28 protein-coding genes are annotated in these 26,632 nt (G+C 71.6%); 16 read left to right on the top strand and 12 right to left on the bottom strand.

Annotated elements, in window-relative coordinates:
* Nucleotides 1–55: 55 nt before the first annotated feature.
* Together ACFY04_RS40395 and ACFY04_RS40390 are read right to left on the bottom strand one after the other, a co-directional pair.
* Nucleotides 56–1,456 (bottom strand): metallopeptidase TldD-related protein, encoded by a 1,401-nt coding sequence (locus ACFY04_RS40395; protein WP_389125491.1) that lies wholly within the window; start codon nucleotides 1,454–1,456, stop codon nucleotides 56–58.
* Entirely contained in the window at nucleotides 1,453–3,015 is a 1,563-nt protein-coding gene (locus ACFY04_RS40390; protein ID WP_389125488.1) for a TldD/PmbA family protein, read from the bottom strand. The genes ACFY04_RS40395 and ACFY04_RS40390 overlap by 4 nt, the downstream gene beginning before the upstream one ends.
* 145 nt (nucleotides 3,016–3,160) lie before the next feature.
* On the opposite strand from ACFY04_RS40390, the gene fabG reads away from it, so the two are divergent.
* The 3 genes from fabG to ACFY04_RS40375 all read left to right on the top strand — a co-directional run bounded on the left by fabG (nucleotide 3,161) and on the right by ACFY04_RS40375 (nucleotide 5,295).
* Complete coding sequence (gene fabG / locus ACFY04_RS40385; RefSeq protein WP_030016879.1) at nucleotides 3,161–3,880, top strand: 3-oxoacyl-[acyl-carrier-protein] reductase; 720 nt, start codon at nucleotides 3,161–3,163, stop codon at nucleotides 3,878–3,880.
* 5 nt (nucleotides 3,881–3,885) lie between these two features.
* On the top strand, nucleotides 3,886–4,656 hold the full coding sequence (fabI, locus tag ACFY04_RS40380; RefSeq protein ID WP_389125486.1) for an enoyl-ACP reductase FabI: 771 nt from the start codon (nucleotides 3,886–3,888) through the stop codon (nucleotides 4,654–4,656).
* 207 nt (nucleotides 4,657–4,863) lie between these two features.
* Entirely contained in the window at nucleotides 4,864–5,295 is a 432-nt protein-coding gene (locus tag ACFY04_RS40375; protein WP_389125484.1) for a hypothetical protein, read from the top strand.
* On the opposite strand, the gene ACFY04_RS40370 is transcribed toward ACFY04_RS40375, so the two are convergent.
* Nucleotides 5,276–5,980 (bottom strand): FadR/GntR family transcriptional regulator, encoded by a 705-nt coding sequence (locus ACFY04_RS40370; RefSeq protein ID WP_389125481.1) that lies wholly within the window; start codon nucleotides 5,978–5,980, stop codon nucleotides 5,276–5,278. The genes ACFY04_RS40375 and ACFY04_RS40370 overlap by 20 nt on opposite strands.
* Before the next feature lie 109 nt (nucleotides 5,981–6,089).
* Between ACFY04_RS40370 and ACFY04_RS40365 the strand changes: the two genes are divergently transcribed.
* The 4 genes from ACFY04_RS40365 to ACFY04_RS40350 all read left to right on the top strand — a co-directional run bounded on the left by ACFY04_RS40365 (nucleotide 6,090) and on the right by ACFY04_RS40350 (nucleotide 8,541).
* The gene (locus tag ACFY04_RS40365) at nucleotides 6,090–7,382 is read left to right on the top strand and encodes a CynX/NimT family MFS transporter (RefSeq protein WP_389125479.1); all 1,293 of its coding nucleotides are present in this window, start codon (nucleotides 6,090–6,092) and stop codon (nucleotides 7,380–7,382) included.
* A 5-nt stretch (nucleotides 7,383–7,387) separates the two neighbouring features.
* Nucleotides 7,388–7,507, top strand: a complete 120-nt coding sequence (locus ACFY04_RS40360) for an SGM_5486 family transporter-associated protein (protein ID WP_252120216.1) — start codon at nucleotides 7,388–7,390, stop codon at nucleotides 7,505–7,507.
* Between the two features lie 201 nt (nucleotides 7,508–7,708).
* The gene (locus ACFY04_RS40355) at nucleotides 7,709–7,939 is read left to right on the top strand and encodes a hypothetical protein (RefSeq protein ID WP_373042964.1); all 231 of its coding nucleotides are present in this window, start codon (nucleotides 7,709–7,711) and stop codon (nucleotides 7,937–7,939) included.
* An 80-nt stretch (nucleotides 7,940–8,019) separates the two neighbouring features.
* Nucleotides 8,020–8,541: a SixA phosphatase family protein gene (locus ACFY04_RS40350; RefSeq protein ID WP_389125476.1), complete on the top strand. Its 522-nt coding sequence runs from the start codon at nucleotides 8,020–8,022 to the stop codon at nucleotides 8,539–8,541.
* A 79-nt stretch (nucleotides 8,542–8,620) separates the two neighbouring features.
* On the opposite strand, the gene serB is transcribed toward ACFY04_RS40350, so the two are convergent.
* Nucleotides 8,621–9,820, bottom strand: a complete 1,200-nt coding sequence (gene serB / locus ACFY04_RS40345; protein ID WP_314249220.1) for a phosphoserine phosphatase SerB — start codon at nucleotides 9,818–9,820, stop codon at nucleotides 8,621–8,623.
* Nucleotides 9,821–9,911: 91 nt separating this feature from the next.
* Nucleotides 9,912–11,465, bottom strand: coding sequence for a streptophobe family protein (locus tag ACFY04_RS40340; RefSeq protein ID WP_389125473.1), 1,554 nt, complete (start codon nucleotides 11,463–11,465; stop codon nucleotides 9,912–9,914).
* 231 nt (nucleotides 11,466–11,696) lie between these two features.
* On the opposite strand from ACFY04_RS40340, the gene ACFY04_RS40335 reads away from it, so the two are divergent.
* A complete protein-coding gene (locus tag ACFY04_RS40335; RefSeq protein WP_389125470.1) occupies nucleotides 11,697–14,249 on the top strand; it encodes an FHA domain-containing protein in 2,553 nt (850 codons plus the stop codon).
* A 119-nt stretch (nucleotides 14,250–14,368) separates the two neighbouring features.
* Here ACFY04_RS40335 and ACFY04_RS40330 read toward each other — a convergent pair whose 3' ends face one another.
* From ACFY04_RS40330 to ACFY04_RS40320, 3 genes are all read right to left on the bottom strand, one after another.
* A complete protein-coding gene (locus ACFY04_RS40330) occupies nucleotides 14,369–15,049 on the bottom strand; it encodes a transglycosylase SLT domain-containing protein (RefSeq protein ID WP_389125468.1) in 681 nt (226 codons plus the stop codon).
* 282 nt (nucleotides 15,050–15,331) lie between these two features.
* Nucleotides 15,332–16,456: an S-adenosylmethionine:tRNA ribosyltransferase-isomerase gene (locus ACFY04_RS40325; RefSeq protein ID WP_389125465.1), complete on the bottom strand. Its 1,125-nt coding sequence runs from the start codon at nucleotides 16,454–16,456 to the stop codon at nucleotides 15,332–15,334.
* Nucleotides 16,453–17,220 (bottom strand): SDR family NAD(P)-dependent oxidoreductase, encoded by a 768-nt coding sequence (locus tag ACFY04_RS40320; protein ID WP_389125463.1) that lies wholly within the window; start codon nucleotides 17,218–17,220, stop codon nucleotides 16,453–16,455. The genes ACFY04_RS40325 and ACFY04_RS40320 overlap by 4 nt, the downstream gene beginning before the upstream one ends.
* 157 nt (nucleotides 17,221–17,377) lie before the next feature.
* Here ACFY04_RS40320 and ACFY04_RS40315 point away from each other — a divergent pair, with 157 nt between their 5' ends.
* The 3 genes from ACFY04_RS40315 to ACFY04_RS40305 all read left to right on the top strand — a co-directional run bounded on the left by ACFY04_RS40315 (nucleotide 17,378) and on the right by ACFY04_RS40305 (nucleotide 19,579).
* Entirely contained in the window at nucleotides 17,378–18,526 is a 1,149-nt protein-coding gene (locus ACFY04_RS40315; protein WP_389125461.1) for a GAF domain-containing sensor histidine kinase, read from the top strand.
* Nucleotides 18,519–19,184: a response regulator gene (locus tag ACFY04_RS40310; protein ID WP_373042956.1), complete on the top strand. Its 666-nt coding sequence runs from the start codon at nucleotides 18,519–18,521 to the stop codon at nucleotides 19,182–19,184. The genes ACFY04_RS40315 and ACFY04_RS40310 overlap by 8 nt, the downstream gene beginning before the upstream one ends.
* A gap of 149 nt (nucleotides 19,185–19,333) precedes the next feature.
* A complete protein-coding gene (locus ACFY04_RS40305; protein WP_030012639.1) occupies nucleotides 19,334–19,579 on the top strand; it encodes a chaplin in 246 nt (81 codons plus the stop codon).
* A 180-nt stretch (nucleotides 19,580–19,759) separates the two neighbouring features.
* Here ACFY04_RS40305 and ACFY04_RS40300 read toward each other — a convergent pair whose 3' ends face one another.
* A complete protein-coding gene (locus tag ACFY04_RS40300; RefSeq protein ID WP_389125459.1) occupies nucleotides 19,760–20,542 on the bottom strand; it encodes a hypothetical protein in 783 nt (260 codons plus the stop codon).
* 133 nt (nucleotides 20,543–20,675) lie between these two features.
* On the opposite strand from ACFY04_RS40300, the gene ACFY04_RS40295 reads away from it, so the two are divergent.
* From ACFY04_RS40295 to ACFY04_RS40280, 4 genes are all read left to right on the top strand, one after another.
* Nucleotides 20,676–21,470 carry an ABC transporter ATP-binding protein gene (locus ACFY04_RS40295; RefSeq protein WP_389125456.1) on the top strand — a complete coding sequence of 265 codons (795 nt, stop codon included), beginning with the start codon at nucleotides 20,676–20,678 and terminating at the stop codon, nucleotides 21,468–21,470.
* 120 nt (nucleotides 21,471–21,590) lie between these two features.
* Complete coding sequence (locus ACFY04_RS40290) at nucleotides 21,591–22,019, top strand: NfeD family protein (protein WP_314249234.1); 429 nt, start codon at nucleotides 21,591–21,593, stop codon at nucleotides 22,017–22,019.
* An 84-nt stretch (nucleotides 22,020–22,103) separates the two neighbouring features.
* Nucleotides 22,104–23,090, top strand: coding sequence for an SPFH domain-containing protein (locus ACFY04_RS40285; protein WP_314249236.1), 987 nt, complete (start codon nucleotides 22,104–22,106; stop codon nucleotides 23,088–23,090).
* Between the two features lie 90 nt (nucleotides 23,091–23,180).
* Nucleotides 23,181–23,951, top strand: coding sequence for a sulfite exporter TauE/SafE family protein (locus ACFY04_RS40280; protein ID WP_389125452.1), 771 nt, complete (start codon nucleotides 23,181–23,183; stop codon nucleotides 23,949–23,951).
* Nucleotides 23,952–24,011: 60 nt separating this feature from the next.
* Here the strand turns inward: ACFY04_RS40280 and ACFY04_RS40275 are convergent, their stop codons facing one another.
* On the bottom strand, nucleotides 24,012–24,515 hold the full coding sequence (locus ACFY04_RS40275; protein WP_301372004.1) for an HNH endonuclease: 504 nt from the start codon (nucleotides 24,513–24,515) through the stop codon (nucleotides 24,012–24,014).
* Nucleotides 24,516–24,696: 181 nt separating this feature from the next.
* Nucleotides 24,697–25,479 (bottom strand): sporulation protein, encoded by a 783-nt coding sequence (locus ACFY04_RS40270; RefSeq protein ID WP_030010486.1) that lies wholly within the window; start codon nucleotides 25,477–25,479, stop codon nucleotides 24,697–24,699.
* Nucleotides 25,480–25,588: 109 nt separating this feature from the next.
* Between ACFY04_RS40270 and ACFY04_RS40265 the strand changes: the two genes are divergently transcribed.
* On the top strand, nucleotides 25,589–26,230 hold the full coding sequence (locus tag ACFY04_RS40265) for a DNA-3-methyladenine glycosylase (protein ID WP_389125449.1): 642 nt from the start codon (nucleotides 25,589–25,591) through the stop codon (nucleotides 26,228–26,230).
* A 170-nt stretch (nucleotides 26,231–26,400) separates the two neighbouring features.
* On the opposite strand, the gene ACFY04_RS40260 is transcribed toward ACFY04_RS40265, so the two are convergent.
* The coding region (locus tag ACFY04_RS40260; RefSeq protein WP_389125446.1) for a hypothetical protein at nucleotides 26,401–26,632 on the bottom strand (232 nt) is incomplete at its 5' end.

The raw sequence follows: 26,632 nt of genomic DNA, 5'->3' as shown, positions 1-26,632 counted from the left end.
AGAGATGGAGTGAGTAGGGACGTGGATGAGGGGTCTACCCGCACATTCTAGGTGGTCAGACGCCCTTGCTCACCGAACTCATGTTGAAATCGGGGATACGCAGCGCCGGCATCGCGGCGCGCGTGAACCAGTCGCTCCACTCGCGCGGCAGGGTCTTCTCGGTCCGGCCGGCCTCCGAGGCCCGCGACAGCAGGTCCACGGGGGACTCGTTGAACCGGAAGTTGTTGACCTCGCCGACCACCTGCCCGTTCTCCACCAGGTAGACGCCGTCCCGGGTCAGGCCCGTGAGCAGCAGCGTCGCCGGGTCCACCTCGCGGATGTACCAGAGGCAGGTCAGCAGCAGACCCCGCTCGGTGGACGCGACCATCTCCTCCAGCGACTTCTCGCCGCCCGCGTCCAGGATCAGGTTCCCGAAGCCGGGGGAGAGCTGCATCCCGGTCAGGCCCGCCGTGTGCCGGGTCGTGCTCAGCCGGTTCAGGTGACCGTCCGCGATCCACTCGGTCGCCGGGACCGGCAGGCCGTTGTCGAACACCGAGGCGTCGTCGCCGGAGCTGTGCGCGATCACGAACGGCGCGGACTCCAGGCCCGGCGCGTTCGGGTCGCTGCGCAGGGAGAGCGGCAGTCCGGACAGCTTCTCGCCGAGCCGGGTGCCGCCGCCGGGCTTGGAGAAGACCGTACGGCCCTCCACCGCGTCCCGGGCCGCCGCCGACCACATCTGGTGGATCAGCAGGTCGGCCACGGCGGTCGGCGGCAGCAGGGTCTCGTACCGGCCCGCGGGCAGGTCGATCTTCCGCTCCGCCCAGCCGAGGCGCACGGCGAGCTCCGCGTCCAGCACGGTCGGGTCCACGTCCTTGAAGTCCCGGGTGGAGCGGCCCGCCCAGGCGGAGCGCTGCCGGTCCGGGGACTTCGCGTTGAGCTCCAGGGTGCCGTTCGGCTGGTCGTGGCGCAGCCGCAGGCCCGTCGAGGTGCCGACATACGTGGAGACCAGCTCGTGGTTGGCGAAGCCGTACAGCTCCCGGCCGCCCTCGCGGGCCCGGGCGAAGGCCTCGCCGAGGGCCGGGGCGAAGTCCGCGAAGACCGCCGAGCTCGTCTCGGCCGGGGCGTCGGTGAAGTCCGGCGAGGCCGGGGTCCCGGTGACCAGCGGCTGGGCGTCCTCGGCCGGGCCCGCCCCGCGGGCGGCCGCCTCGGCGGCCCGGACCAGCGGCTCCAGGTCGTCCGCGGTCACGGCGGAGCGCGAGACGACCCCCGAGGCCGTGCCCTCCTTGCCGTCGACCGTGGCGATGACCGTCAGGGTCCGGCCGCGGGTCACGCCGTTCGTCGTCAGGGCGTTGCCCGCCCAGCGCAGATTGGCGCTCGACCCCTCGTCCGCGATGACGACGCAGCCGTCGGCGGTGGACAGCTCCAACGCCCGCTCGACGATCTCGTGGGGCTTGGTGATGCGAATCGACGAGCTCATCGCCCGGCCTCCTGCGTGGTGTTCAGGATGTTCACGTCGCGGAACAGCGCGGACGGGCAGCCGTGCGAGACCGACGCCACCTGGCCCGGCTGGGCCTTGCCGCAGTTGAAGGCGCCGCCCAGGACGTAGGTCTGCGGGCCGCCGACCTTCTCCATCGAGCCCCAGAAATCGGTGGTGGTGGCCTGGTACGCGACATCGCGCAGCTGCCCGGCCAGCTTGCCGTTCTCGATCCGGAAGAACCGCTGCCCGGTGAACTGGAAGTTGTAGCGCTGCATGTCGATCGACCAGGAGCGGTCGCCGACCACGTAGATCCCGCGCTCCACCCCGCCGATCAGGTCCTCGGTCGAGAGCCCGCCCGGATCCGGCTGGAGGGAGACGTTCGCCATCCGCTGGACCGGCACGTGCCCGGGGGAGTCGGCGAAGGCGCAGCCGTTGGAGCGCCCGAGGCCGGTCAGCTTCGCGATCCGCCGGTCCAGCTGGTAGCCGACCAGGGTGCCGTCCTTGACCAGGTCCCAGCTCTGCGCCTGGACGCCCTCGTCGTCGAAGCCGACGGTGGCCAGCCCGTGCTCGGCGGTGCGGTCACCCGTCACGTTCATGATCGGGGAGCCGTACCTGAGCTTGCCCAGCTGGTCGAAGGTGGCGAAGGAGGTCCCCGCGTACGCCGCCTCGTAGCCCAGCGCCCGGTCCAGCTCGGTGGCGTGGCCGATCGACTCGTGGATGGTGAGCCACAGGTTGGACGGGTCCACCACCAGGTCGTAGCGGCCGGCCTCGACGCTCGGCGCCCGCATCTTCTCGGCGAGCAGGCCGGGGATCTGCTCCAGCTCGGAGTTCCAGTCCCAGCCGGTGCCGGTGAGGTACTCCCAGCCGCGGCCGGCGGGCGGGGCGATGGTGCGCATCGAGTCGAACTCGCCGGTCGTGCCGTTCACGGCGACCGCGGTGAGCTGCGGGTGGATCCGGACCCGCTGCTGCGTGGTCGAGGTGCCCGCGGTGTCGGCGTAGAACTTGTTCTCGTGGACGGCGAGCAGCGAGGCGTCCACGTGGGCCACCCCGTCGGCCGCCAGCAGGCGCGCGCTCCAGTCGGCGAGCAGTGCGGCCTTCTCGGAGTCCGGCACCTCGAAGGGGTTCACGTCGTACGCGGAGATCCACGTCCGGTCGGCGTGCACCGGCTCGTCGGCGAGCTCCACCCGCTCGTCCGAACCGGCGGCCTTGATCACCTGGGCGGACAGCTTCGCCATGGCCACGGCCTGCGAGGCCACCTTGGCGGCGGCGTCCATGGTCAGGTCCACACCGGAGGCGAATCCCCAGCTGCCCCCGTGCACGACCCGGACCGCGTACCCGAGATCGGTGGTGTCGGAGCCACCGGAGGGCTTGGCGTCCCGCAGGCGCCAGGAGGCGCTGCGGATCCGCTCCAGCCGGAAGTCGGCATGCTCGGCGCCCAGCGCGCGGGCCCGGGCGAGCGCCGCGTCGGCGAGCGCCCGCAGGGGCAGCGCGGTGAAGGCCGCGTCGATGGAATGGGGCACGGAAGTCCTCCCGTGGTCGGAGCCGGTCGCCCCGATCATGTCGCGATCGGGGCCCTTGTGCCTACATCTTTCTGTAGGGATTCGACAGAGCCGGTCGCAAGGCCCTGTCGGGGGTCGATTCTCCGTACGAGCGATGCGACCTATAGGTTTTTGGTATTCAGACCGCTAGCGAAAGGGTGATCCGTTGAGCCGCTCGGTTCTCGTCACCGGAGGAAACCGGGGCATCGGCCTCGCCATCGCCCAAGCCTTCGCGGAGGCCGGCGACAAGGTCGCGATCACGTACCGGTCGGGTGAGCCGCCGGAGGCGCTCACCTCGCTCGGTGTCCTGGCGGTGCGGTGCGACATCACCGACTCCGAGCAGGTGGAGCAGGCCTACAAGGAGATCGAGGACGCGCACGGCGCGGTCGAGGTGCTCGTGGCCAACGCCGGCATCACCAAGGACACGCTGCTGATGCGCATGTCCGAGGAGGACTTCACGTCCGTCCTCGACACCAACCTCACCGGCACCTTCCGGGTGGTCAAGCGCGCGAACCGTGGCATGCTCCGTGCCAAGAAGGGCCGCGTCGTCCTGATCTCCTCGGTCGTCGGGCTCCTGGGCTCGGCCGGCCAGGCCAACTACGCCGCCTCCAAGGCCGCGCTGGTGGGCTTCGCCCGCTCCCTCGCCCGCGAGCTGGGTTCCCGCAACATCACCTTCAACGTCGTCGCCCCCGGTTTCGTGGACACCGACATGACGAAGGTGCTCACCGACGAGCAGCGCGCGGGCATCGTGGGCCAGGTGCCGCTCGGCCGTTACGCGCAGCCCGAGGAGATCGCGGCAGCCGTCCGCTTCCTGGCGTCCGACGACGCCGCGTACATCACCGGAGCCGTCATTCCCGTTGACGGCGGATTGGGCATGGGTCACTGATCACCATGAGCGGAATTCTCGAGGGCAAGCGCATCCTCATCACGGGTGTGCTGATGGAGTCCTCCATCGCCTTCCACACGGCCCGGCTGGCCCAGGAGCAGGGCGCCGAGGTCATCCTCACCGCGTGGCCGCGTCCGTCGCTGACCGAGCGCATCGCGAAGAAGCTGCCGAAGCCGGTCAAGGTGATCGAGCTCGACGTCACCAACGACGAGCACCTGGCCCGCCTGGAGGGCCTCGTCCGCGACGAGCTCGGCGGCCTCGACGGCGTCGTCCACTCCATCGGCTTCGCGCCGCAGGACGCCCTCGGCGGCAACTTCCTGAACACGCCGTTCGAGTCGGTGGCCACCGCCATGCACGTCTCGGCGTTCTCGCTGAAGTCGCTGGCCATGGCCTGCAAGCCGCTGTTCCCGGCGGAGGGCGCGGCCATCGTCGGCCTCACCTTCGACGCGCAGTTCGCCTGGCCGCAGTACGACTGGATGGGCCCGGCCAAGGCCGCCCTGGAGGCCACCAGCCGTTACCTCGCCCGTGACCTGGGCAAGGAGAACATCCGCTGCAACCTGGTCTCGGCCGGGCCGATCGGCTCCATGGCCGCGAAGTCCATCCCGGGCTTCTCGGAGCTGGCGGACGTCTGGAACTCCCGCTCGATGCTGGAGTGGGACATGAGCGACCCGGAGCCGACGGGCAAGGGCGTCGTGGCCCTGCTGTCGGACTGGTTCCCGAAGACCACCGGCGAGATCGTCCACGTGGACGGCGGCCTGCACGCGATGGGTGCCTGATCTCCGATCGGGTCTCCCGTATCCGTACGGCGGCGGCCGCGCTTCCCTTCCGGGAGGCGCGGCCGCCGCCGTTTTCGCGTTGCGGCGGTGGCGTGTTCGATCGCATGTTCACCGGCCGACTGGATCTTCCCGAGTCGAAAACCGTGACAGATACCTGCAAACTGACCAAGCCGGGATCTTCTCGGCTCCTGCGGGGAGGAGGTAGGAGTGCGCGCGAGGCCGAGCCGAGCTGTATCCGTGCTGGTCACGTCCGTGATCCTGACCGGACTCATGGTCCCCGGAGCCGCCGCGCAGCCCGTGGGGGAGGAGCCCGTACCCGGCCCCGAGGTGGTGGCCCCCGCCGTCGTGGAGTTCACCGACATCCCCGTCGAACCCCCCGCGCAGCCCGTACGGCCCGCCGGGGGCGAGCTCTTCGGCGCCGACTGCGACACCGTGATCCACGGCTCGCAGGTGTCGGCGTACTGCCACAACGCCTACCCGGAGACCGACCTCGTACGGCTGCACGTCGAGTGCGACCGCTGGTGGGACGTGGACGGCGACGGTGTCGCCGTTGCCGTCGGCCCGGCCGGCCGGACCGAGCTCGTCGGCCGCTGCTGGAAAGAGGTCCGCTCGGCCTGGGTCAGCCACCGGCGCCCGTGAGCGGGGCGTCCTCCGGGTTCCTGCCGAGGCAGGCGAAGGGGTAGCCGGCGGCCTCCGAGGCCGCCGCGTCCCCGTCGCCCCGCCGGATCGCCTCGATCAGCCGGGCGTGGTCCAGATGGGCGGAAGGGCGCAGCTCGGCCCCCACGTCCGCCCGCAGCCAGTCGGCCACCAGGTCGCCGAGGTCCGCGTACAGCTCGATCAGCACGTCGTTGTGCGAGGCGGTCACCACCGCCATGTGCAGACTCACGTCCGCCGCCACGAAGACCTCCGCGTCCCCGCCCGCCCAGGCCTCCTCACGGCGCGCCAGCAGGGCGTCCAGCTGTACGAGGTCCCGCTCGGTGCGCCGCTCCGCCGCCAGCCGGGCCGCCGAGGACTCCAGCGTCGAACGCAGCTCGGCGATGTGCCGCGGCTCGGCCCCGGCGAAGCGGCGGTGCATCACGCCGGCCAGCTCGCTGGTGGCGATGACGTACGTCCCCGAGCCCTGCCGGATGTCGAGGAGGCCGTTGTGCGCCAGCGCCCGCACGGCCTCGCGCACCGTGTTGCGGGCGACCCCGAGCAGCTCGACGAGTTCCGGCTCGGTCGGGATACGGGCGCCGACCGGCCACTCGCCGGAGGTGATCTGGTTCCGCAGCTGGGCGATCACCTGATCGACGAGTGCGGAGCGCCGAGGCGAGGTCAGCGGCATGGGTTCCTCTCCGGAGTGACTTCAGGGGACTTCAAGAGACTTCACGAGACGTCACGGGACTTCAAGAGCGATTGGACAACCAATCATCCCATGATTCTATGATGGTTGAATGCCCGACGAAGAAATCCGGACCATGAACCGCCCGCCGGTCGTGCGCACCGCCCCCGACCAGCACCTGCCCGCCCCCGCCCAGGCCGTCCCCACCTGGCTCGGACCGGTGCTCATCGTCGGAATCGTGCTGGCCGCCCTCAACCTGCGGCCCGCCATCACCAGCCTCGGCGCCCTCTTCGAGGAGACCCGCACGGGTCTCGGCATGAGCGGCACCGTCGCCGGACTGATCACCTCCGTCCCCGCCCTCTGCTTCGCCGTCTTCGGCGTCACCGCGCCCCGGCTCTCCCGCCGCTTCGGCCCGGCCGCCGTCGTCTGCGCCGGCATGGCCGCGGTCGCCACCGGCCTGCTCATCCGCCCCTTCGCCGGCGGCGCCGTCGGCTTCCTCGCCGCCAGCGCCCTGTCGCTGGCCGGCATAGCCCTCACCAACGTGCTGCTCCCGGTGATCGTCAAGCGCTACTTCCCGGACAAGGTCGGCACCATGACCGGCCTGTACTCCATGTCCCTGGCCGCCGGCACCTCGCTCGCCGCCGCCGCGACCGTCCCGCTGACCGACGCCCTCGGCGGCAGCTGGCGCACCGGCCTGCTGATCTGGGCCGTGCTCGCCCTGCTCGCCGTACTGCCCTGGCTGCCCGTCGCCCGTGCCTCCCGGCGTGCCGACCGGGCCGGGGCCGCCGCCGGCCCCGTCGGGTCCGGGGCCGGCCCGCGGGTCGTCCGCAGCCGTACCGCCTGGGCCCTGGCCTGCTACTTCGGCCTCCAGGCCACCGGCGCGTACATCACCATGGGCTGGCTCCCGCAGATCTTCCGCGACGCCGGGGTCTCCGCCTCCACGGCCGGAGTGCTCCTCGCCGTCACCATGGTCATGGGTGTCCCGCTCGCCTTCGTCATCCCCGGCCTCGCCGCCCGGATGAAGAACCAGGGCGCCATCGCCGTCACCCTCGGCGTCTTCGGCCTCACCGGCTACCTCGGCCTCTACTTCGCCCCCGCCGCCGGAGCCTGGGCCTGGGCGCTCCTGCTGGGCATCTCCAACTGCGCCTTCCCCCTCGTCATCACCCTCATCGGGCTGCGCGCCAAGTCCCCGGCCGGCGTGGTCAAGCTCTCCGCCTTCGCCCAGAGCACCGGTTACCTCATCTCCATCCCCGGGCCCCTCCTCATCGGCGCCCTCTACCAGCACAGCGGAGGCTGGGACCTGCCGCTCGCCCTGATGGCCGGACTGCTCGTGCCGCAGATCGCGCTGGGCATCCTCGCCGGACGGGACCGCACGATCGAGGACGAATGCGGCATGGGAGACTGACCGGCATGTCGCCCGTACTTGAACCGAACCCGCAGAACGGCCGCAAGAAGCTCGGCCTCGTGCTCGGCGCGTTCCTCGCCGTGACCGTGATCATCTCCGTCATCGCCACGATCGCCTCCCCCTGAGCGCCGTGCCCCTGTGCGCCGTGTCCCCTGAGCGCCGTGTCCCCGTGAGGGCGGACACCCGGGGAGGGTGGGGCTAACCCCACCACCCCTAGGGGGTCAGGCTCAGGGTGAAGTGGGGTGTGCCCCGGATGGGAACCACTGCCCCGGATCCATAGATTCGTAGGCAGCGAGTCAGTCCGGTCCACACTCACGGAGGCGGCCATGTCGGCCCCCACGCACATCAGGCCCCTCCCGCCGGGCCCCTCCGGCCCCCGGGCCCGCGCCACCACCGCCGCCGGCACCCGGCTGCACTGGTGGGCACTGGCCCTGCCCGCCCTCGCCTTCGGGCTCCTGCTGCTGCTCCTCGCCGGATCCGGCGAGGCCCACGCGGCCACCGGCGAGGTCTCGGGCCTCGTCCAGGTCGCCGAGCGGGTCCTGCGCGCCGTCGGCTGACCTCCCGCGCCCCCTCCCCTTCGTGGTGAGCCCCCCAACACCCACCGCCCCGTGGCTCGTTTCGTGGGAAGCTGGGAGTCATGAGCGCCGACACACCCCGCAGGATCGCCCTCCTCCGGCACGCCAAGGCCGACTGGCCCGAGGTGTCCGACCACGATCGACCGCTCGCGGAACGAGGCCGCAAGGACGCGCCGGCCGTCGGTCTGAAGCTCGCCGAAACCGGCATCGTCTTCGACCTGGCCCTGTGCTCCACCGCCGCCCGCACCCGCGAGACCTGGAAGCTCGCCGTCCAGGAGATGCCGCACCGCCCGAAGACCCACTACGAGGAGAGGCTCTACGACGCCTCGCTGGGCGAGCTCATCGCCCTGCTCAACGAGACCTCCGACGAGGTCTCCGACCTCCTCGTCATCGGGCACAACCCCGGCATGCACGCCCTCGCCGACGCCCTCTCGGCGCGCGCGGAGGGCGAGACCCAGACCCGTATGGCCCGTACGGGCTTCCCGACCGCGGCCCTCGCCGTGGTCTCCTTCACCGGATCGTGGAAGTCCGTGGAACACGGCGTGGGCACACTGCTCGACTACTGGACCCCCAAGGGCCTCTGACCAGCGGTCCCAGGACACCGAAGGGCCCCGGCAGCCGCATCGGCTGCCGGGGCCCGTTCGCGCTCGTCGGGGTCAGGGCTCAGGCCAGGTCGGCGGCCTCGATCTCCTCGCGGGTGATCCCGAGCAGGTACAGCACCGCGTCGAGGAAGGGCACGTTCACCGCGGTGTGCGCGGCCTCGCGGACCACCGGCTTGGCGTTGAAGGCCACGCCCAGCCCGGCCGCGTTCAGCATGTCCAGGTCGTTGGCGCCGTCGCCGATGGCCACCGTCTGGGACAGCGGTACGTCGGCCTCCGCGGCGAAGCGGCGCAGCAGCCGGGCCTTGCCCGCCCGGTCCACGATCTCGCCGGTGACCTTGCCCGTCAGCTTTCCGTCGACGATCTCCAGGGTGTTGGCGGAGGCGAAGTCCAGCCCCAGCCGCTCCCGCAGATCGTCCGTCACCTGGGTGAAGCCGCCGGAGACCACACCCACCTGGTAGCCGAGCCGCTTGAGCGTGCGGATCAGGGTCCGCGCGCCCGGGGTCAGCTGCACCTCGGCGCGGACCTTGTCCACGACGGACGCGTCCAGGCCCGCGAGCAGTGCCACCCGGGCGTGCAGCGACTGCTCGAAGTCCAGCTCACCGCGCATGGCCCGCTCGGTGACCTCGGCGACCTCGGCCTCGCACCCGGCGTGCGCGGCGAACAGCTCGATGACCTCGTCCTGGATGAGGGTCGAGTCCACGTCCATGACGACCAGGCGCTGGGCCCGCCGGTGCAGTCCGGCCGAGACCACGGCCACGTCCACGCCGATGTGCGCGGAGGCGGTGGCCAGCGCGGTGCGCAGCGGCTCCGTCTCGACGCCGGAGACGGCGAACTCCACCGCCGTCACCGGGTACTTGGCGAGCCGGAAAATACGGTCGATGTTGCCGCCGGTCTCGGTGATCCGGGAGGCGATCGCGGCCGTGGACTCGGCGGTGAGCGGGTGCCCGAGCACGGTGACATGCGAGCGGCCGCTGCCGCGCGGCCGGTTGTCACCGGTACCGGAGAGGATCTCGGCCTGCATCTTGAGGGATTCGGCCCAGCTGTGGACGGTGGCCCGCAGGTCGCCCTCGGCTCCGTCGGCGGGCTTGGTGACGAGGGCGCACAGGACGATGCGGCCACGGGTGACGACCTGCTCGATGTCGACGACGTCGACGGAGTAGGCGGCGAGGGTGTCGAACAGCCCGGCGGTGATCCCGGGACGGTCCTTGCCGAAGATCTTGACGAGGAGGGTGGGGACGTCGGAGGTCTGCGATGCGCTCATGGTGCCCTCACCGTATCTTCCCTACCCGGGCCCCAGGACCCCCGTCCCACCTCTTGAACGGTCGCGCCGACCGGGCGGCGGCCGCCGGGCCTCACCGCGGTGGCTTCGGCGGCTTCGGCGGCCTCGGCGGGGGAGGCGGGGCCCCCGGCGGGGGAGGGGGAGTGAAGGGCTCCCGGCGGGGCGGTCTCGGCGGCCTGGGCGACCAGGGCGGGATGCCGGTCACGGTCACGTCCCAGGAGCCGTCCGCCTCCCCGCCCGCTCCGGGCCGCGGGCCGCGCGCGGGCCCGCCGTACGGTACGGCCCCGGGGTACGCGGCCGTCGGCGCGCCGGGGTCGGGCCACCCCGGCGCGGGCCCCGGCGGCCCGGCCCGGCCCGGCAGGCCCGCCCGGCGCCGGCGGGTCAGCAGCGCACCCGCCGCCCCGGCCACCGCCCCCCAGAGCGCGCCCAGCAGCAGCGCGTACGGGACGTCCCCCCGCAGCTCCACCCCCGCGTCCACCGCGTCCACACCCAGCACCGCGAGCGAGGCGTCCGCCGAGAACCCCGTCAGCCGCACCAGCACCGCCAGCGCCACCCCGGCACAGGCCGACAGCCGCGCCGCGCACCCCAGGATCCCGCGCCCCGGTGTCCGTACGGCCGCCAGCACGCCCGCGTAGAGCAGCAGCAGGGCCGCCCCCGCGACCAGCAGCCAGATCCGCTCGTCGTACTCCCCGAGACGGGCCACCGTCACCGGCTCCCGCGCGGACACCGCCGGCAGATCGTCCAGCGGATCGGGAAGCAGCCGGGCCGGAACCCCCGTGACCCGGCCGCGCACCGGCACGAACAGCCCCAGCAGCACCCCCAGCCAGCTCCCGTTCGGCGCCCCCAGCAGCGCTCCGCCCAGCACCCGCCGCGGCTGGTCGTCGCCCAGCGCCGCCCACACCGCCGCCGCCCATCCGGCCGCCACCGCGACCAGCAGCATCGCCACCACCGCCGAGGCGGCCGGGCGCAGCCGGGCCAGGGCCGCCGGCCCGCGCCGCGAGACCAGCAGCGCGAGCGCCAGTACGGCGAGCACCCACACCCCCGCGTCCAGCAGGGTCGGTCCGAGCTCCACCGAGAACCCCACCCGGGTCCGGGTCTCGATCAGGTCCCCGATGCGGTCCGGGAGCAGCCCGCCGATGTCCCCGATCCCCGGGATCTCGACCTTCGCGGGGGTCTTCGGCAGCGGCAGCGTCCCGTCGAGGGTGACCACGTCGTGCCCCGCCCACGCCAGCCCGCCCGCCGTCGCCACGAACAGCGCCCCGAGGACCGCCACCCTGGCCGCCGTCTCCCCGTGGCCCGCCCCGGCCCGGAGGGAACGCAGGAACAGCGACGCCAGGACCAGCGCCCCGGCCAGCGACACCCCCAAGGGCATGACGTCCAGGGAGGTTTCGGCCCCCGCACCGGTGACTCCGAGGACCGAGACGTCACCCGAGGGGGTCACGGTTCCACCGACCGCGAGGACCACCGCGGCGGCCGTCATCGCGCCGAGCGAGCCTCCCGCGGCGTCGGAGGCGTCGGCGCCCAGCAGGTGCAGCCCGAGTCCGGCCGCCCCCGCCATCACGATCAGGGACCAGCCGACGGCGGCGACGGCGGACAGCAGCACGTCCCCCCAACGAATGCGGCGCATACGGTGAACCCCCGATGCCTACCGAGCGGTACGCGACGGGACCACCGGGCGAGAAGTCCCGTATCTCACTCTCCGGGTGACTTTCGACCCCGTCAACGGGCAGTCGTAGACGCCCCGGCAAGGCCCGGATTCCACATACGGCTGTAGGCCTGAAATAGTTCCCCCGGATGTTCGCCATCCCTAGACTCCCTGACGTCATGGGGGATCTCGGGGGACTTAAGTGGGGCTGGAGTGCCGGAACTCGTACTGGAATTGAATGGAAGGACCTGGACGCTCGATCCGTCCAGGTCGTACTCGCTGGGGCGTGACCCCCAGGGAGACGTGGTGATCGACGATGCCCGGGTGTCGTGGCGGCATGCCACCATCACCTGGAACGGCCGGGGTTGGGGCATCGAGGACCACGGCAGCACCAACGGCACCTACGTGCACGGGGCCAGGGTCCAGCAGACCGAGCTCGTGCCCGGCACGCCGGTCCACCTGGGCAACGCGACGGACGGCCCGCGGCTGAATCTGAGCGCCGCCGGCGCCGCCGCGCCGCAGCCGGCCGTCGCGCAGCAGGCGCAGCAGGCCCCGGCCCAGGCGTACGCCCAGCCGCAGGCCCCGGCCTACCAGGCCCCGCAGCAGCAGCCGCAGCACCAGGCCTGGGAACAGCAGCACGCACAGCAGCAGCACGCGCAGCACCAGCCGCAGCAGCCGCAGGTCCACCTCCCGCACCAGCAGGGCGCCGCCGCTCCCGGCCCGGCGCAGGGCGCGGCCCCGGCCTACGGGGACCGCAGCCCGACGACGTTCCACCAGCTCTCGCTGGGCCACGTCATGCGGATCGGCCGTGCGCTGGAGAACGAGCTGGTGGTCTCCGACCTCCAGGTCTCCCGCCACCACGCCGAGTTCCGCTCCATGCCCGGCGGCCGCTTCGAGATCCACGACCTCGGCAGCCACAACGGCACCTACGTCAACGGTCAGCCGCTGGCGAAGTCCGGTACCGCGCTGCTGGGCCCGAACGACATCGTCGGCGTCGGCCACTCGACGTTCCGGATCGTCGGCGACCGCCTCGAGGAGTTCGTCGACACCGGCGAGGTCTCCTTCTCGGCCCGCCACCTCACGGTCACGGTCGACGGCGGCAAGCAGATCCTCAGGGACGTCACCTTCGGCGTCCCGGAGAAGTCGCTGATCGGCGTCATCGGCCCCTCCGGCTCCGGCAAGTCGACGCTGCTCAAGGCGCTGACCGGCTACCGCCCGGCCAACGAGGGCGACGTCCTCTACGACAACCGCAACCTGTACAAGCAGTTCGCGGAGCTCCGCCAGCGCATCGGCCTGGTCCCGCAGGACGACATCCTGCACAAGGAGCTGCGGGTCCGCACCGCCCTCAAGTACGCGGCCAAGCTCCGCTTCCCGGGCGACACCGCCGAGTCCGAGCGCGCCGCCCGCGTCGACGAGGTGCTGCGCGAGCTCAAGCTCGACATCCACAAGGACAAGAAGATCACCGCGCTCTCGGGTGGTCAGCGCAAGCGTGTGTCCGTGGCCCTGGAGCTGCTCACCAAGCCCTCGCTGATCTTCCTGGACGAGCCGACCTCGGGCCTCGACCCGGGCATGGACCGCGACGTCATGCAGCTGCTGCGCGGCCTCGCCGACGACGGCCGCACGGTCCTCGTCGTCACCCACTCGGTCGCCGAGCTGGCCATCTGCGACAAGCTGCTGGTCATGGCCCCGGGCGGTTCGGTCGCGTACTTCGGCCCGCCGGACGAGGCGCTGAACTTCTTCGGCTACACCACGTGGGCGGACGTGTTCTCGGCCTTCGAGAACTACCGCGACTACGACTGGGCCGGCCGCTGGAAGGGCTCCCAGCACTACCAGCTGTACGCCGCCGACATCGACGCGGTCGCCCCGCAGTCCGTCGCGATGCCTCCGGCTCAGCAGATGCGCCCGACCAAGCCGCAGGGCTGGGGCTCGCAGCTGTGGACGCTGATCCGCCGCTACGTCTCGGTGATCGCGTCGGACGTGGGCTTCCTGGCGCTGATGGTGCTCCTGCCCGCCGTCCTGGGCGTGGTCTCCACGGTGATCCCCGCGAAGTTCGGCCTCGCGCCGCCCGTCGCGCCGTCCCGCTTCAACGGCGACGCCGGCACGATCATGCTGATCCTCGCGGTCGGCATGTGCTTCTCGGGTGCCGCCAACTCGGTCCGTGAGCTGATCAAGGAACGGGTCATCTACGAGCGAGAACGGGCGACCGGCCTCTACCGGTCCGCGTACCTCATGTCGAAGGTGATCGTTCTCGGCGTCATCACGGCCATCCAGGGCGTGATCATCTGCGCGATCGGCTTCTTCCCGCGCGACCTGCCCACCGAGGGCCTGATCATGCCGCCGGCCGTCGAGATCTGCGTGTCGGTCATCGCGCTCGGCTTCACCTCGATGATGTTCGGCCTGGTGATCTCCTCGCTGGTGAAGACCGCCGAGAAGACCATGCCGCTGCTGGTCATGTTCGCGATCGTCCAGGTCGTCTTCACCGGCATCCTCTTCCAGGTCTACGACTCCCCGGGCCTGGAGCAGTTCGCCTGGCTGATGCCGTCCCGCTGGGCCATCGCCGCCGCCGGCACCACGCTGAACCTCGGCAAGCTCATGCCGCCGTGGGACGCGGAGAACCCGACCAACACGGACCCGCTCTGGGACGCCACGATCGGCCAGTGGAGCCTGAACATCACCATCCTGCTGCTCATCGGCGTCGCCTGCGGCTTCGCGGTGCAGCGCCTGCTGCGCCGCCACGAGCCCGAGGTCATGCGCGCGGGCAAGTAGGACGCGGGCGGGACGACCGCACGCACGCCCGTGCGCACGCACGGCAAACGCCTCAGGGCGGCATCCGGAAGTCCGGGTGCCGCCCTGAGGCGCATGGGGGGGCTTGGGTACGCCGAGGCCTAGTAGGCGCTGTTGACGTTGTCCATGGAGCCGTAGCGGTCGGCCGCGTAGTTGCAGGCGGCGACGATGTTGGCGACCGGGTCGTACTGGTCGAACTTGGTGCCCTTGACGTGGTACGCCTTGAAGGTCGGGAGGATGACCTGGAGCAGACCCTTGCTGGGGATACCGTTCTGGGCGTTGATGTCCCAGTTGTTGATCGCCATCGGGTTACCGCTGGACTCGCGCATGATGTTCTTGTGGATTCCGGCGTAGGTGCCCGGAATGCCCTCCTTCTTCATGATGAAGAGGGCTTCCTTGATCCAGCCGTCGAGGTTGTTCGCGAAGACCGGGGTGCGGGCGGCGGAACGGCTCGCGGCGGTCTTCGCCTCGCGCGCCTTCTTCGCGGCGGCCTCGGCCTTGGCCTTGGCGTCGGCGTCGGCCTTGATCTTGGCCGCGGCCTTCGCGTTCGCCTGGGCGATGACCTGCTGTGCGGAGAGGTTTCCGTGTAGCGCCTTCGTCTGCGCGCCGTTGACGGCCTGGGTCCAGGCGACGGGGGCGGCGTTGACCGTCTCGGCCTCGGCGGCGTCGGCCGGCACGAGGGAGAAGGCGACGGCGGCGGCGCTCAGCGTGGCGACACCGGCGATGGACAGCTTGTGTGCCTTCGTCAGACGACTGTGACCGGGGGTGCGGGAAGCAGACATGGCGGGGCAACCTCTTCGAATAGCGGGAGTCGCAGGAAGGCGCTTTGTGGATCCGGGGATCCGCGGTGCTGTGCGACGGGAGCAATTCTTAGCGGCGGCAAAATCCTGTGGCAAAGGTGTGACGTACGATCCCGCTTAGTGGATCACGCACGGACGCCGAGGCCCGAATTCAGGCCTCGGCGCTAGGTGGGACAGCACTGACAGGGTGTTTATCCGTCCACTAGGCAGCTTCGTAAGTGATGTGGGTCCTATGTGCGGGGTCACATCAGGCACCTAGCGGTTTCACCGTGCGTTGCTGGAGCAATTCATATGGTCACGGCTCTCATCCTTGAGTAGCAGATGGACGTCCCCGAACTCGTGCCAGAGGCAGAGCCGGGCCAGTGCCTCGGCATACCCGAGCCGTACGGCGGCCCGCCCCGCGACGGCCTCCAGCATCAGCAGATGGGATGCCTCGGGCTCGTGCAGCCCGGTCAGCAGCCCGTCCGCCACCCGCACCCCCCGCTCCGGAGTCACCACCAGATCGGTCCACCCGGCGGCCGGGCGCACCCGCCCCCGGGCGTCCGCGGCCGACTCCAGGGCCCGTACCGCCGTGGTCCCCACCGCGATGACCCTCCCTCCGGCGGCCCGCGCGGCGTTCACCAGCCCCGCCGTCGTGGCGGACACCTCGTACCGCTCCGGGTACGGAGGCTCGTGCGCCTCCTGCGAGGCCACCCCCGTGTGCAGGACCAGCGGGGCGAACTGCACCCCCCGGCTCACCAGCCGCGCCACCAGCTCCGCCGTGAAGGGCCGGCCCGCGCTCGGCATCTCCGCCGAGCCCGACCCGTCGGCGGCCGGCACCGCGAACACCGTCTGATAGGCCGAGACCGGCTGGTCCCGCTCCGTGTACGCGTACCGGATCGGCCGCCCGTACGCCCGCAGCAGCCCAGGCACCCCGCCCGGCGCGGGGGAGGGGCGCGCCCACCACAGCCGGTCCGCGCCCGCCGCCAGGGGCTCCTCCAGGGTGAGGCGGTGCCCGCCCGGCAGCTCCAGCACCTCTCCGGCCGGCCCCCCGGCCCGCGGCCGGGTCGTCCCGCCCCCGTCCGGGGCGCGCAGCTCCACCGCCCAGCGGCTGTCGTACCCCCGCGTCGAGAAGTGCACCACCAGGTCCTCGCCGCCCAGCCGGGCGTCCACGGCGGCCGCCAGCGTGGCCGAGGTGTTCACCACCAGTACGTCCCCGGCCCGCAGCAGCCCCGGCAGCTCCCGGAAGGCGTGCAGCGACACCCGCTCGCCGCCCTGGGACACCAGCAGCCGCACAGAGTCCCGGCCCAGCCCCGGCCCTCGCTGCTCGGCCGGAACCCGGGCCAGCAATTGCGATGGAATGTCCGTTATATGCAGACCCTCCTCCTGCGGAGCCCGCTGCCCGCTCACCGCCCGCCCCCCGCGCCCGCTTCCAGGCCCGCCCCTACGGCCGCCTCCGCGGCCGCCCCCAGGCCCACCTCCGCCGCCAGCTCCCGCGCCGTGTACCGCCCGCTCGGCAGCGCCCGCTCCACCAGCCGCAGCAGCGCCGGAGCCACCTCCTCCGGCGTCGGCAGCCCCGCCAGGTCCTCGCCCGGCTCGGCCGCCGCCATCATCCGCGTCCGCATCGACCCCGGATCGGCCCACCACACCCGCAGCCCCGGCTCCTCCACCGCCAGCACGGCCGACATCAGATCCCCCGCCGCCTTGGTCGCCCCGTACGCCCCCCACGTCGCGTACGCCACCACCGCCGCGTCCGAGCTGATGTTGAGCACCGCCCCGGCCCGCGCCGCCCGCAACAGCGGCAGCCCCTCCTGGACCAGCCCCAGCGGCCCCACCACATTGACCTCGAAGGCCTCCCGCAGCCCGTCCAGCGCATGCTCCGCCAGCGGCACCAGCGGCTCGGCCCCGAGCACCCCCGCGTTGTTCACCAGCAGATCCAGCCCGCCCAGCTCCCGCGCAGCCGCCACCAGCGCCGCCCGGTGCGCCGCCGAGGACACGTCCCCGGCCACCGCCACCACCCGCGCCCCGGCCGTCCGCGCGGGCCCGGCCGCGGCCTCCTCCAGCGCCGCCGCACCCCGTGCGCTCAGCACCAGGTCCCAGCCCCGCGCCGCCAGCTCCCCGGCCAGTGCCCGGCCGAGCCCCCTGGACGCCCCCGTCACGATCGCCACCGACATGACAGCACCCTCGCCTTCCGTCCCGATCAGCAGATGCCCCCAACCTAGGAACGGCCCGACCCCCACCGCGTCGGCCACGAGCCCCACCCCCGCAGGTCCCTTCGACCTACGTCCACGGCCCGATCCCGCAGGTCACGGCCGCGGGTACGGTGAGCCCATGACCGGTAGCCCCCCGCACGGCGGGCCCCCCAGCGGCCTGGCCGCCGTGAGCACCGCACTGCTCGCCATGAGCCGCCGCCTGGAGGTCCGCGATGTCCTGCGCACGATCGTCGTGTCCGCCCGCGAACTCCTGGACGCCGAGTACGCGGCCCTGGGTGTCCCGGACGACCACGGCGGCTTCGCCCAGTTCGTCGTGGACGGCATCAGCCCCGAGCAGTGGCGCCGCATCGGCCCGCTGCCCCGCCAGCACGGCATCCTCGCGGCGATGCTCCACGAGGGAGGCCCCGAGCGCCTGGCCGACGTACGCGAGGACCCGCGCTTCGAGGGCTGGCCGGCCGCCCACCCGGAGATGTCCGACTTCCTCGGCATGCCCGTGCGCGACGGCGAGGAGACCCTGGGCGCCCTCTTCCTCGCGAACAAGCGCGGCCCTCGCGGCTTCACCGACGAGGACCAGGAACTCCTCTCGCTCCTCGCCCAGCACGCGGCGATCGCCCTCACCAACGCCCATCTCTACGAGCGCAGCCGCGAGCTCACCATCGCCGAGGAGCGCTCCCGGCTCGCCCACGAGCTGCACGACGCCGTCAGCCAGAAGCTCTTCTCGCTCCGCCTCACCGCCCAGGCCGCCGCCGCCCTCGTCGACCGCGACCCGGCCCGGGCCAAGGACGAGCTCCAGCAGGTGGCCGCCCTGGCGGCGGAGGCCGCCGACGAACTGCGCGCCGCCGTGACCGAGTTGCGCCCGGCCGCCCTGGACGAGGACGGACTGGTCGCCACCCTCCGTACGCACGTCCACGTCCTCGACCGCGCCCACACCGCGCACGTCACCTTCACCTGTGACGGCGTACGGGCCCTGCCCGCGACCCAGGAGGAAGCCCTGCTCCGCGTCGCCCAGGAAGCCCTGCACAACGCCCTGCGCCACTCGGCCGGCGACCGCGTCGAGGTCACCCTGGCCCGGACGCCCGCCGGGGGCGCGGTCCTCAAGGTCCTCGACACCGGCAAGGGCTTCGACCCCCGGACCGTCCGCCGGGCGGGCCGTCATCTGGGCCTGGTCTCCATGCGGGACCGCGCGAGCGGCGTCGGCGGCCGGCTCACCGTGCACTCGGAGCCCGGTCGGGGCACCACGATCGAGATGGAGGTCCCCGGTGGCTGACAGCACCGGCCGGAGTGGCAGCGGCGGCATTCGAGTACTGCTGGTCGACGACCACCAGGTGGTCCGGCGGGGCCTGCGCACCTTCCTGGAGGTCCAGGAGGACATCGAGGTGGTCGGCGAGGCCTCCGACGGCGAGGAGGGCATCGCCCGCGCCGAGGAGCTGGGGCCCGACGTGATCCTGATGGACATCAAGATGCCGGGCACCGACGGCATCGAGGCGCTGCGCAGGCTGCGCGAGCTGGCGAACCCGGCCCGGGTGCTGATCGTCACCAGCTTCACCGAGCAGCGGACCGTGGTCCCCGCCCTGCGGGCCGGTGCGGCCGGATACGTCTACAAGGACATCGACCCGGACGCGCTGGCCGGAGCCATCCGCTCCGTCCACGCGGGCCACGTGCTCCTCCAGCCGGAGGTGGCCCTCGCCCTGCTCTCCCAGGACGACCAGGGCTCACCGGCGGGCCGGCCCGGCTCGCTGACCGACCGCGAACGCGAAGTCCTGGGCCTGATCGCCGACGGCCGCTCCAACCGCGAGATCGCCCGCGCCCTGGTCCTGTCCGAGAAGACGGTCAAGACCCACGTCTCGAACATCCTGATGAAGTTGGACCTTTCCGACCGGACCCAGGCCGCATTGTGGGCGGTCAGGCACGGAATCGCCGAGTAATCGGAGGTAAATCGGATCGTCTCGTTCCGGACTGAGATTCATACGGTCGGGTGTATGTAGCCCACATGGCGTATCCCGATCGCGGGCCGGCCGTTCTCCAAGGCGTGCCGCGACGGCTGGTCGCGGCAGACGTACTGGAGGACGAGAACGTGAAGAACTTCAAGAAGGCCGCAGCCGTCACCATGATCGCGGGCGGCCTCCTCGCCGCCGGCGCCGGTGTCTCCTCGGCGCACGGCGGTGCGTCGGCGGAGGGCGAGGCCCTGAACTCGCCCGGCGTGGCCTCCGGGAACCAGGTCCAGGTCCCCGTGCACGTCCCGGTGAACGTGGTCGGCAACACCGTCAACGTGATCGGCCTGCTCAACGGCGCCTTCGGCAACACAGGCGTCAACGCCTGACCCGCCCCACCCCGGCCCCGCTTCCCCACCTCTCCCTGGGAAGCGGGGTTCCCTCATGTTCCACGCGGCCCTGGCGGCGCCGATTCCAGCCCCGCCGGCGTTTGAGGCGCGGGGTGTGGGGCGGAGCCCCACAAAGCCCGGCGCAGCCGGGGCCGCCGGGCCCGCCCGCGCAGCGCGGGGTCACCCCCGCTCGCGCGCCTCAACGGCCGAGTTGTACGCCGCCACGAGCGCCCGCCGAGCGACCCGCTCCACCGGCCGCAGCGCCTCCGCCCGCGCCGCCATCTCCGAGGCGGCCACCGCGCCCCCGTGCCCGTTCTCGTACGCCAGCGACACCATCAGGTCCACCCGCTGCGCCAGCGCCAGCACCCGCACCGCCCGCGGCGGATACCCCGGCGCCAGCGCGTCCCGCCCGGCCTCCGCCCGCGCCCGGTACGCCGACAGCGCGGCCTCCGCGACCGGCCCGGACCCCGCCACGTCCAGCCGGGTCAGCACCTCGGTCGCCTCGCGCAGCGCCTCCGCCAGCTCCCGCTCCGCCTCGCCCAGCGAGGGCACGTCCGCCGGCGGGGCCTCCCGTACCGGCAGCACGTGCCAGGTCACCGATACGTGCACGTCCCCGGCCGGCCCGGCCTCGGACACCTCCGGCACCAGGCCCAGCGCCGACCCCACCGCGACGACCGCCTCCTCGGCCTCCAGCGCCCGCGCGTTGAACTCCGGCGGCCCGCTCAGCCCCAGCGGATGCCCCGGCGCGGGCAGCGCCACCCGCAGCCCCGTCACCCCCAGGACCCGCAGCCGGCCGAGCGCCAGGGTGAGCCCGACGGGGCCCGTCTCACCCGGCAGCCCCTCCACCCGGTGCACGGCGTCCTCGCCCACGATCGACAACACGGCCTCGTCGGGCGAGACCAGACCGGCCAGCAGTGCGTTCCCCCAGGCGGCCAAGCGCCCTGAACGTGGTTCGAAAAGCATCCCCCTACTTTACGGATCGGCCCCGGCACCGGGCCCCGGCCCCGGACCCCTCGCCGAGTGGCGTAGGTTTTCCCCTGGGGCTGCGTCTACCGGCGCACAGAGAACCGTGACTGCAAGGGGTGACAACACGCTCATGAGCGATGTTCTGGAGCTGGTGGACGTATCCGTGGTCCGCGAGGGCCGGGCTCTGGTGGACCAGGTCTCCTGGTCGGTGAAGGAGGGCGAGCGCTGGGTGATCCTCGGCCCCAACGGCGCCGGCAAGACCACACTGCTGAACCTCGCCTCCAGCTACCTCTTCCCCACCAAGGGCTCCGCCACCATCCTCGGCAGCACCCTCGGCAAGGTGGACGTCTTCGAGCTGCGCCCCCGCATCGGTGTCGCCGGCATCGCGATGGCCGACAAGCTGCCCAAGCGGCAGACCGTCCTGCAGACCGTCCTCACCGCCGCCTACGGCATGACGGCGACCTGGCAGGAGGAGTACGAGGACGTCGACGAGCAGCGCGCCCGCGCCTTCCTCGACCGCCTCGGCATGACCGAGTACCTCGAACGCAAGTTCGGCACCCTCTCCGAGGGCGAGCGCAAGCGCACGCTGATCGCCCGCGCGCTGATGACCGACCCCGAGCTGCTGCTCCTCGACGAGCCCGCCGCCGGCCTCGACCTCGGCGGCCGCGAGGACCTCGTACGCCGCCTCGGCCGTCTGGCCCGCGACCCGCTCGCCCCGTCGATGGTCATGGTCACGCACCACGTCGAGGAGATCGCCCCCGGCTTCACCCACGTCCTGATGATCCGCCAGGGCAAGGTCGTCACCGCGGGCCCGATCGACCTCGAACTGACCTCCCGCAACCTCTCCCTCTGCTTCGGCCTCCCGCTGGTCGTCGAGCGCAACGGGACCGACCGCTGGACCGCCCAGGGCCTTCCGCTCGGCTAGTGGTGTGACCGGCAAGCCTTGCCGGTCACAGCCCAAGGCCGTCACCAGGCCCGTCCCTCACGTCTGTTACGGGTCCCCGCACCCTGTCCCGACCGTGCCCACCCGACCTACCATGACCATGTGGACATCGACGCGTGGGTGTGGTGGCTCATCGGCGCGGTCGGACTGGGCATCCCCCTCGTCCTGACCGCCATGCCGGAGTTCGGCATGTTCGCCGTGGGCGCGGTCGCGGCCGCCGTCACCGCGGCCCTCGGCGGGGGCGTGGTGGCGCAGGTCCTGGTCTTCGTGATCGTGTCGGTCGCGCTCATCGCCGTCGTACGCCCCATCGCCAACCGGCACCGCACCCAGCGCCCCCAACACCGCAGCGGCATCGACGCATTGAGGGGCAGATCCGCCGTCGTCCTGGAACGGGTCGACGGCAGCGGCGGCCGCATCAAGCTCGCCGGCGAGGTCTGGTCCGCGCGCACCCTCGACGCGGACACCAGCTTCGAACCCGGCCAGTCCGTCGACGTGGTGGAGATCGACGGGGCGACCGCCGTCGTCATGTGACAACCAGCCTGCTCGCGGCCCCAAGGTCTGCGAGACTCCGATCAACGGGGCAGCACAGACAGCCGGAAGGGCACGGGGAACCGCATGCAACCGATCATCATCGTCCTGATCATTCTGGTGGTTCTGGTCTTCATCGCACTGGTCAAGACGATCCAGGTGATCCCGCAGGCCAGCGCCGCCATCGTCGAGCGGTTCGGCCGCTACACCCGCACCCTCAACGCGGGCCTCAACATCGTCGTCCCGTTCATCGACTCGATCCGCAACCGGATCGACCTCCGCGAACAGGTCGTTCCGTTCCCGCCGCAGCCCGTCATCACCCAGGACAACCTGGTCGTCAACATCGACACCGTCATCTACTACCAGGTGACCGACGCGCGCGCCGCGACCTACGAAGTGGCCAGCTACATCCAGGCCATCGAGCAGCTCACCGTCACCACGCTCCGCAACATCATCGGCGGCATGGACCTGGAGCGGACCCTCACCTCCCGCGAGGAGATCAACGCGGCCCTGCGCGGAGTCCTCGACGAGGCCACCGGCAAGTGGGGCATCCGCGTCAACCGCGTCGAGCTCAAGGCCATCGAGCCGCCGACCTCCATCCAGGACTCGATGGAGAAGCAGATGCGCGCGGACCGCGACAAGCGCGCCGCGATCCTCCAGGCCGAAGGTGTCCGGCAGTCCGAGATCCTGCGCGCCGAGGGCGAGAAGCAGTCCTCCATCCTGCGCGCCGAGGGTGACGCCAAGGCCGCCGCGCTGCGCGCCGAGGGTGAGGCGCAGGCCATCCGCACGGTCTTCGAGTCCATCCACGCCGGCGACGCCGACCAGAAGCTCCTCGCCTACCAGTACCTCCAGATGCTCCCGAAGATCGCCGAAGGCGACGCCAACAAGCTCTGGATCGTGCCGAGCGAGATCGGCGACGCCCTCAAGGGCCTCTCCGGCGCCATGGGCAACTTCGGCCCCATGGGCGGCGGTTCGGGCTTCAACCCGCAGAACACGGGCAAGGACGGCGGCGGCATCCCGGCCGCGCGGGACAAGGACGGCGCGGACCGTCGCGAACAGCCCCCCATCGACTGACCCGCCATCCCCTTCCTGCATGATCAGTGAGGCCCCTCGACCTTCATGGCGGGGAGGCGACTCACTCATGCAAAGGGGATGGCACCGTCCATGTCCATCTGGGAATCACTCGCTGTCTTCGCCGCCGGCATCGGCGCGGGCACGATCAACACCATCGTCGGCTCCGGCACCCTGATCACCTTCCCGGTGCTGCTCGCCACCGGCCTGCCCCCGGTCACCGCCAACGTGTCCAACACCCTCGGCCTGGTGCCCGGTTCGATCAGCGGAGCCATCGGCTACCGCAAGGAGCTCCAGGGCCAGCGCACCCGCATCCTGCGGCTCGGCTCCGTGTCCCTCGTCGGCGGCCTCGCGGGGGCGATCCTGCTCCTCACCCTGCCGTCCGAGTCCTTCGACACGATCGTGCCCGTCCTGATCGCACTGGCCCTGGTCCTCGTCGTCTTCCAGCCCCGTCTCGCCGCCGCGCTGCGCCGACGCCAGGAAGCCGCCGGAGGCGACACCGGCCACCCCGACGGCGGACCGGCCCTGCTCGGCGGCATGCTGCTCTCCAGCGCGTACGGCGGCTACTTCGGCGCCGCCCAGGGCGTGCTCTACCTCGGCCTGATGGGCCTGCTGCTCCGCGAGGACCTGCAACGCATCAACGCCGTCAAGAACGTCATCGCCGCTCTGGTGAACGGCATCGCGGCCGTCGTCTTCCTCTTCGTCGCCGAGTTCGACTGGACGGCCGTCGTCCTCATCGCCGTCGGCTCCACGATAGGCGGCCAGATCGGCGCCAAGGTCGGCCGCCGCCTCTCGCCGACCGTCCTGCGCGCGGTCATCGTGACGGTCGGTATCGTCGCCATCGTCCAACTGCTCGTCAGCTGAGCGACGTAGAAGAACTACGCCGCCCAGCGCGACCGTCTCCACCGAACGCGGGGGATCCGCCTAGGCGGAACGCTCCAGCCACTCCGGGAGCGCCTCCCGCCCGGCCACCCCCAGGGCCAGCAGCATCGCGTCCGCCGGCGACGGCACGAAGGGCCTCCGGAGGAGCGGCATCCCCGCCTCCTCCGGAGTCCGCGCCGCCTTGCGATGGTTGTCCTCGGCGCAGGACGCCACCGTGTTCAGCCAGGTGTCCCCACCCCCCTGGGCCCGCGGCAGTACGTGGTCCACGGTCGTCGCGCGCTTCCCGCAGTACGCGCAACGGTGCTGGTCCCGGACCAGCACCCCCCTCCGCGACCAGGGAGCATGTCTTCGGAAGGGCACCCGGACATACCTGCAGAGCCTGATCACCCGGGGCATCGGAAGATCCATGGTGGCCGCGCGCACACGCAGCTCGGGGTGCGACTGTTCGACGACGGCCTTGTCCTGGAGCACCAGAACCACAGCCCGGTTCAGGGTCACTGTCGACAGCGGCTCGAAGCTCGCATTCAGCACCAGCGTGTCCCGCATCTCGCCCACCTCCCGTGTGCAGGCCCGCGACCACCCTGGCGGCAGGGCCCGCAACCACTCTGGCCGCGCGCGCCACGCGGGACAACGCAATAAAAATGCCCGGTCCTGGCCTTCTTTAGACCAGGACCGGGCGAACGCTCGGGAAACGATCAGAGCAGAGGCGCCCCGCACCTCGCTCCGGCTAGAACCAGTTGCGCTGCGAACCGACCGACGCGATCCACTGATTCAGGTACGCCGCCCAGTCCGTGCCCTGGTACGACTGCAGCCCCACCTGGAAGCAGCGGTAGGTGTCACTGCCCTCGGTGAACAGACCGGGCTTCTTGTCCATCTCCAGAACGACGTCCATCTCCCGGCCGTCAGAGATGAAGGTGAGCTCGACCTGGTGCAGCCCGCGGTACTGCGACGGCGGCAGGAACTCGATCTCCTGGTAGAAGGGCAGCGACTGGCGCGTCCCACGGATGTGCCCGCGCTCCATGTCCGCGCTGCGGAACGTGAAGCCGAGCTGCCGGAAGGCATCGAGGATCGCCTGCTGCGCCGGCACCGGGTGCACGTTGATCGCGTCGAGGTCGCCCGCGTCCACCGCGCGCGCGATCTCCAGCTCGGTGCTGACCCCGATGTTCATCCCGTGCAGGTGCTGACCCCCGAAGTGGGTGATCGGCGTCTCCCAGGGGATCTCCAGCCCGAACGGCACCACGTGCAGCGCGCCGGGCTGCACCTTGAAGGCACCGCCCAGACGCTGCTTGGTGAAGACGATGTCCTGCTTGTACTCCTGGTCGCCGCCCTCGACCTCGACCCGCGCCTGCAGCCCGACGGACAGCCCCTCGATCTGCTGCTCCACGGATCCACCCTGGATCCGTACCTCGCCCTGGACGATTCCGCCCGGCACGACGTTCGGCTCGGTGATGATCGTGTCCACCGAAGCACCACCGGCGCCCAGGCTCGCGAACAGCTTCTTGAAGCCCATGCTCTAACTCCCCTTGAAAGGATCTGGCGACTACGCCGCGACCACCCCGTACCAACGCGGAACCTTAGGCCCCGGTTCCAGGTGGACGCGTTCCACTACGCTCGACCGGATGAGCGCGCGCCCTGACCGTACGCCCCTGCCCAGGTCCTTCTTCGACCGACCGGCCCTCAGCGTGGCCCCGGACCTCCTCGGCCGCACCCTCGTCCGCCGCACCACGGACGGCCCCCTCGAACTGCGCATCACGGAGGTCGAGGCATACGAGGGGGAGACCGACCCCGGCTCCCACGCCTACCGCGGCCGCACCGCCCGCAACGCGTCGATGTTCGGTCCACCCGGACACGCGTACGTCTACTTCATCTACGGCATGTGGTTCAGCCTCAACCTGGTGTGCGGCCCCCCGGGCCACGCGAGCGGGGTGCTGCTGCGCGCGGGCGAGGTCACGGTGGGTGCCGAGCTGGCCGCCAAACGTCGAATTTCCGCCAGAAGCCCGAGGGAACTGGCCAAAGGGCCGGCGCGCCTGGCCACAGCCCTGGACGTGGACCGATCCCTCGACGGAACCGACCTCTGCGCGGGCCCGGAATCCCCCTTGTCCCTCCTCGCGGGCACCCCGACCTCGGCGGACCTGATGAGCAGCGGCCCGCGCACGGGAGTGGGCGGAGCCGGCTCGGCCCACCCCTACCGCTTCTGGGTCACCCACGACCCGACGGTGAGCCCGTACCGCGCCCACGCACCACGCCGCCGCCCAACTTGACTCGCCCCTTCCGGACGCCTAACGTAGCCCGAGCCGCTTGAACGGGCACTGCTGTCGGCAGACACCCAGAGCGGCCAACCCAACACCTACGACTTACCCCTGGCGGGGTCCTATTCGGCATGCCCGAATTCCTGGCCAGTGGCTCGATTATGAGCCGCAAGGGATAAGCGCTAAAGTGGTGGAACGCCGAAAGGCAAAGACCCCCAACGGTCACCGAATTCAAATCCACCGCCGGAAACGGCGCGGAAATGATCTGGTAGAGTTGGAAACGCAAGAACAGAACGAAAGCCCGGAGGAAAGCCCCAGCCGATGTGCTGAGGGTGAGTACAAAGGAAGCGTCCGTTCCTTGAGAACTCAACAGCGTGCCAAAAATCAACGCCAGAAGTTGATACCCCGTCCACT

Source organism: Streptomyces sp. NPDC001549, assembly GCF_042894025.1.
GTDB lineage: Bacteria > Actinomycetota > Actinomycetes > Streptomycetales > Streptomycetaceae > Streptomyces > Streptomyces kutzneri.
The sequence above is the reverse complement of the archived record's forward strand: the minus strand, read 5'-3'. Positions and strand labels throughout refer to the sequence as shown.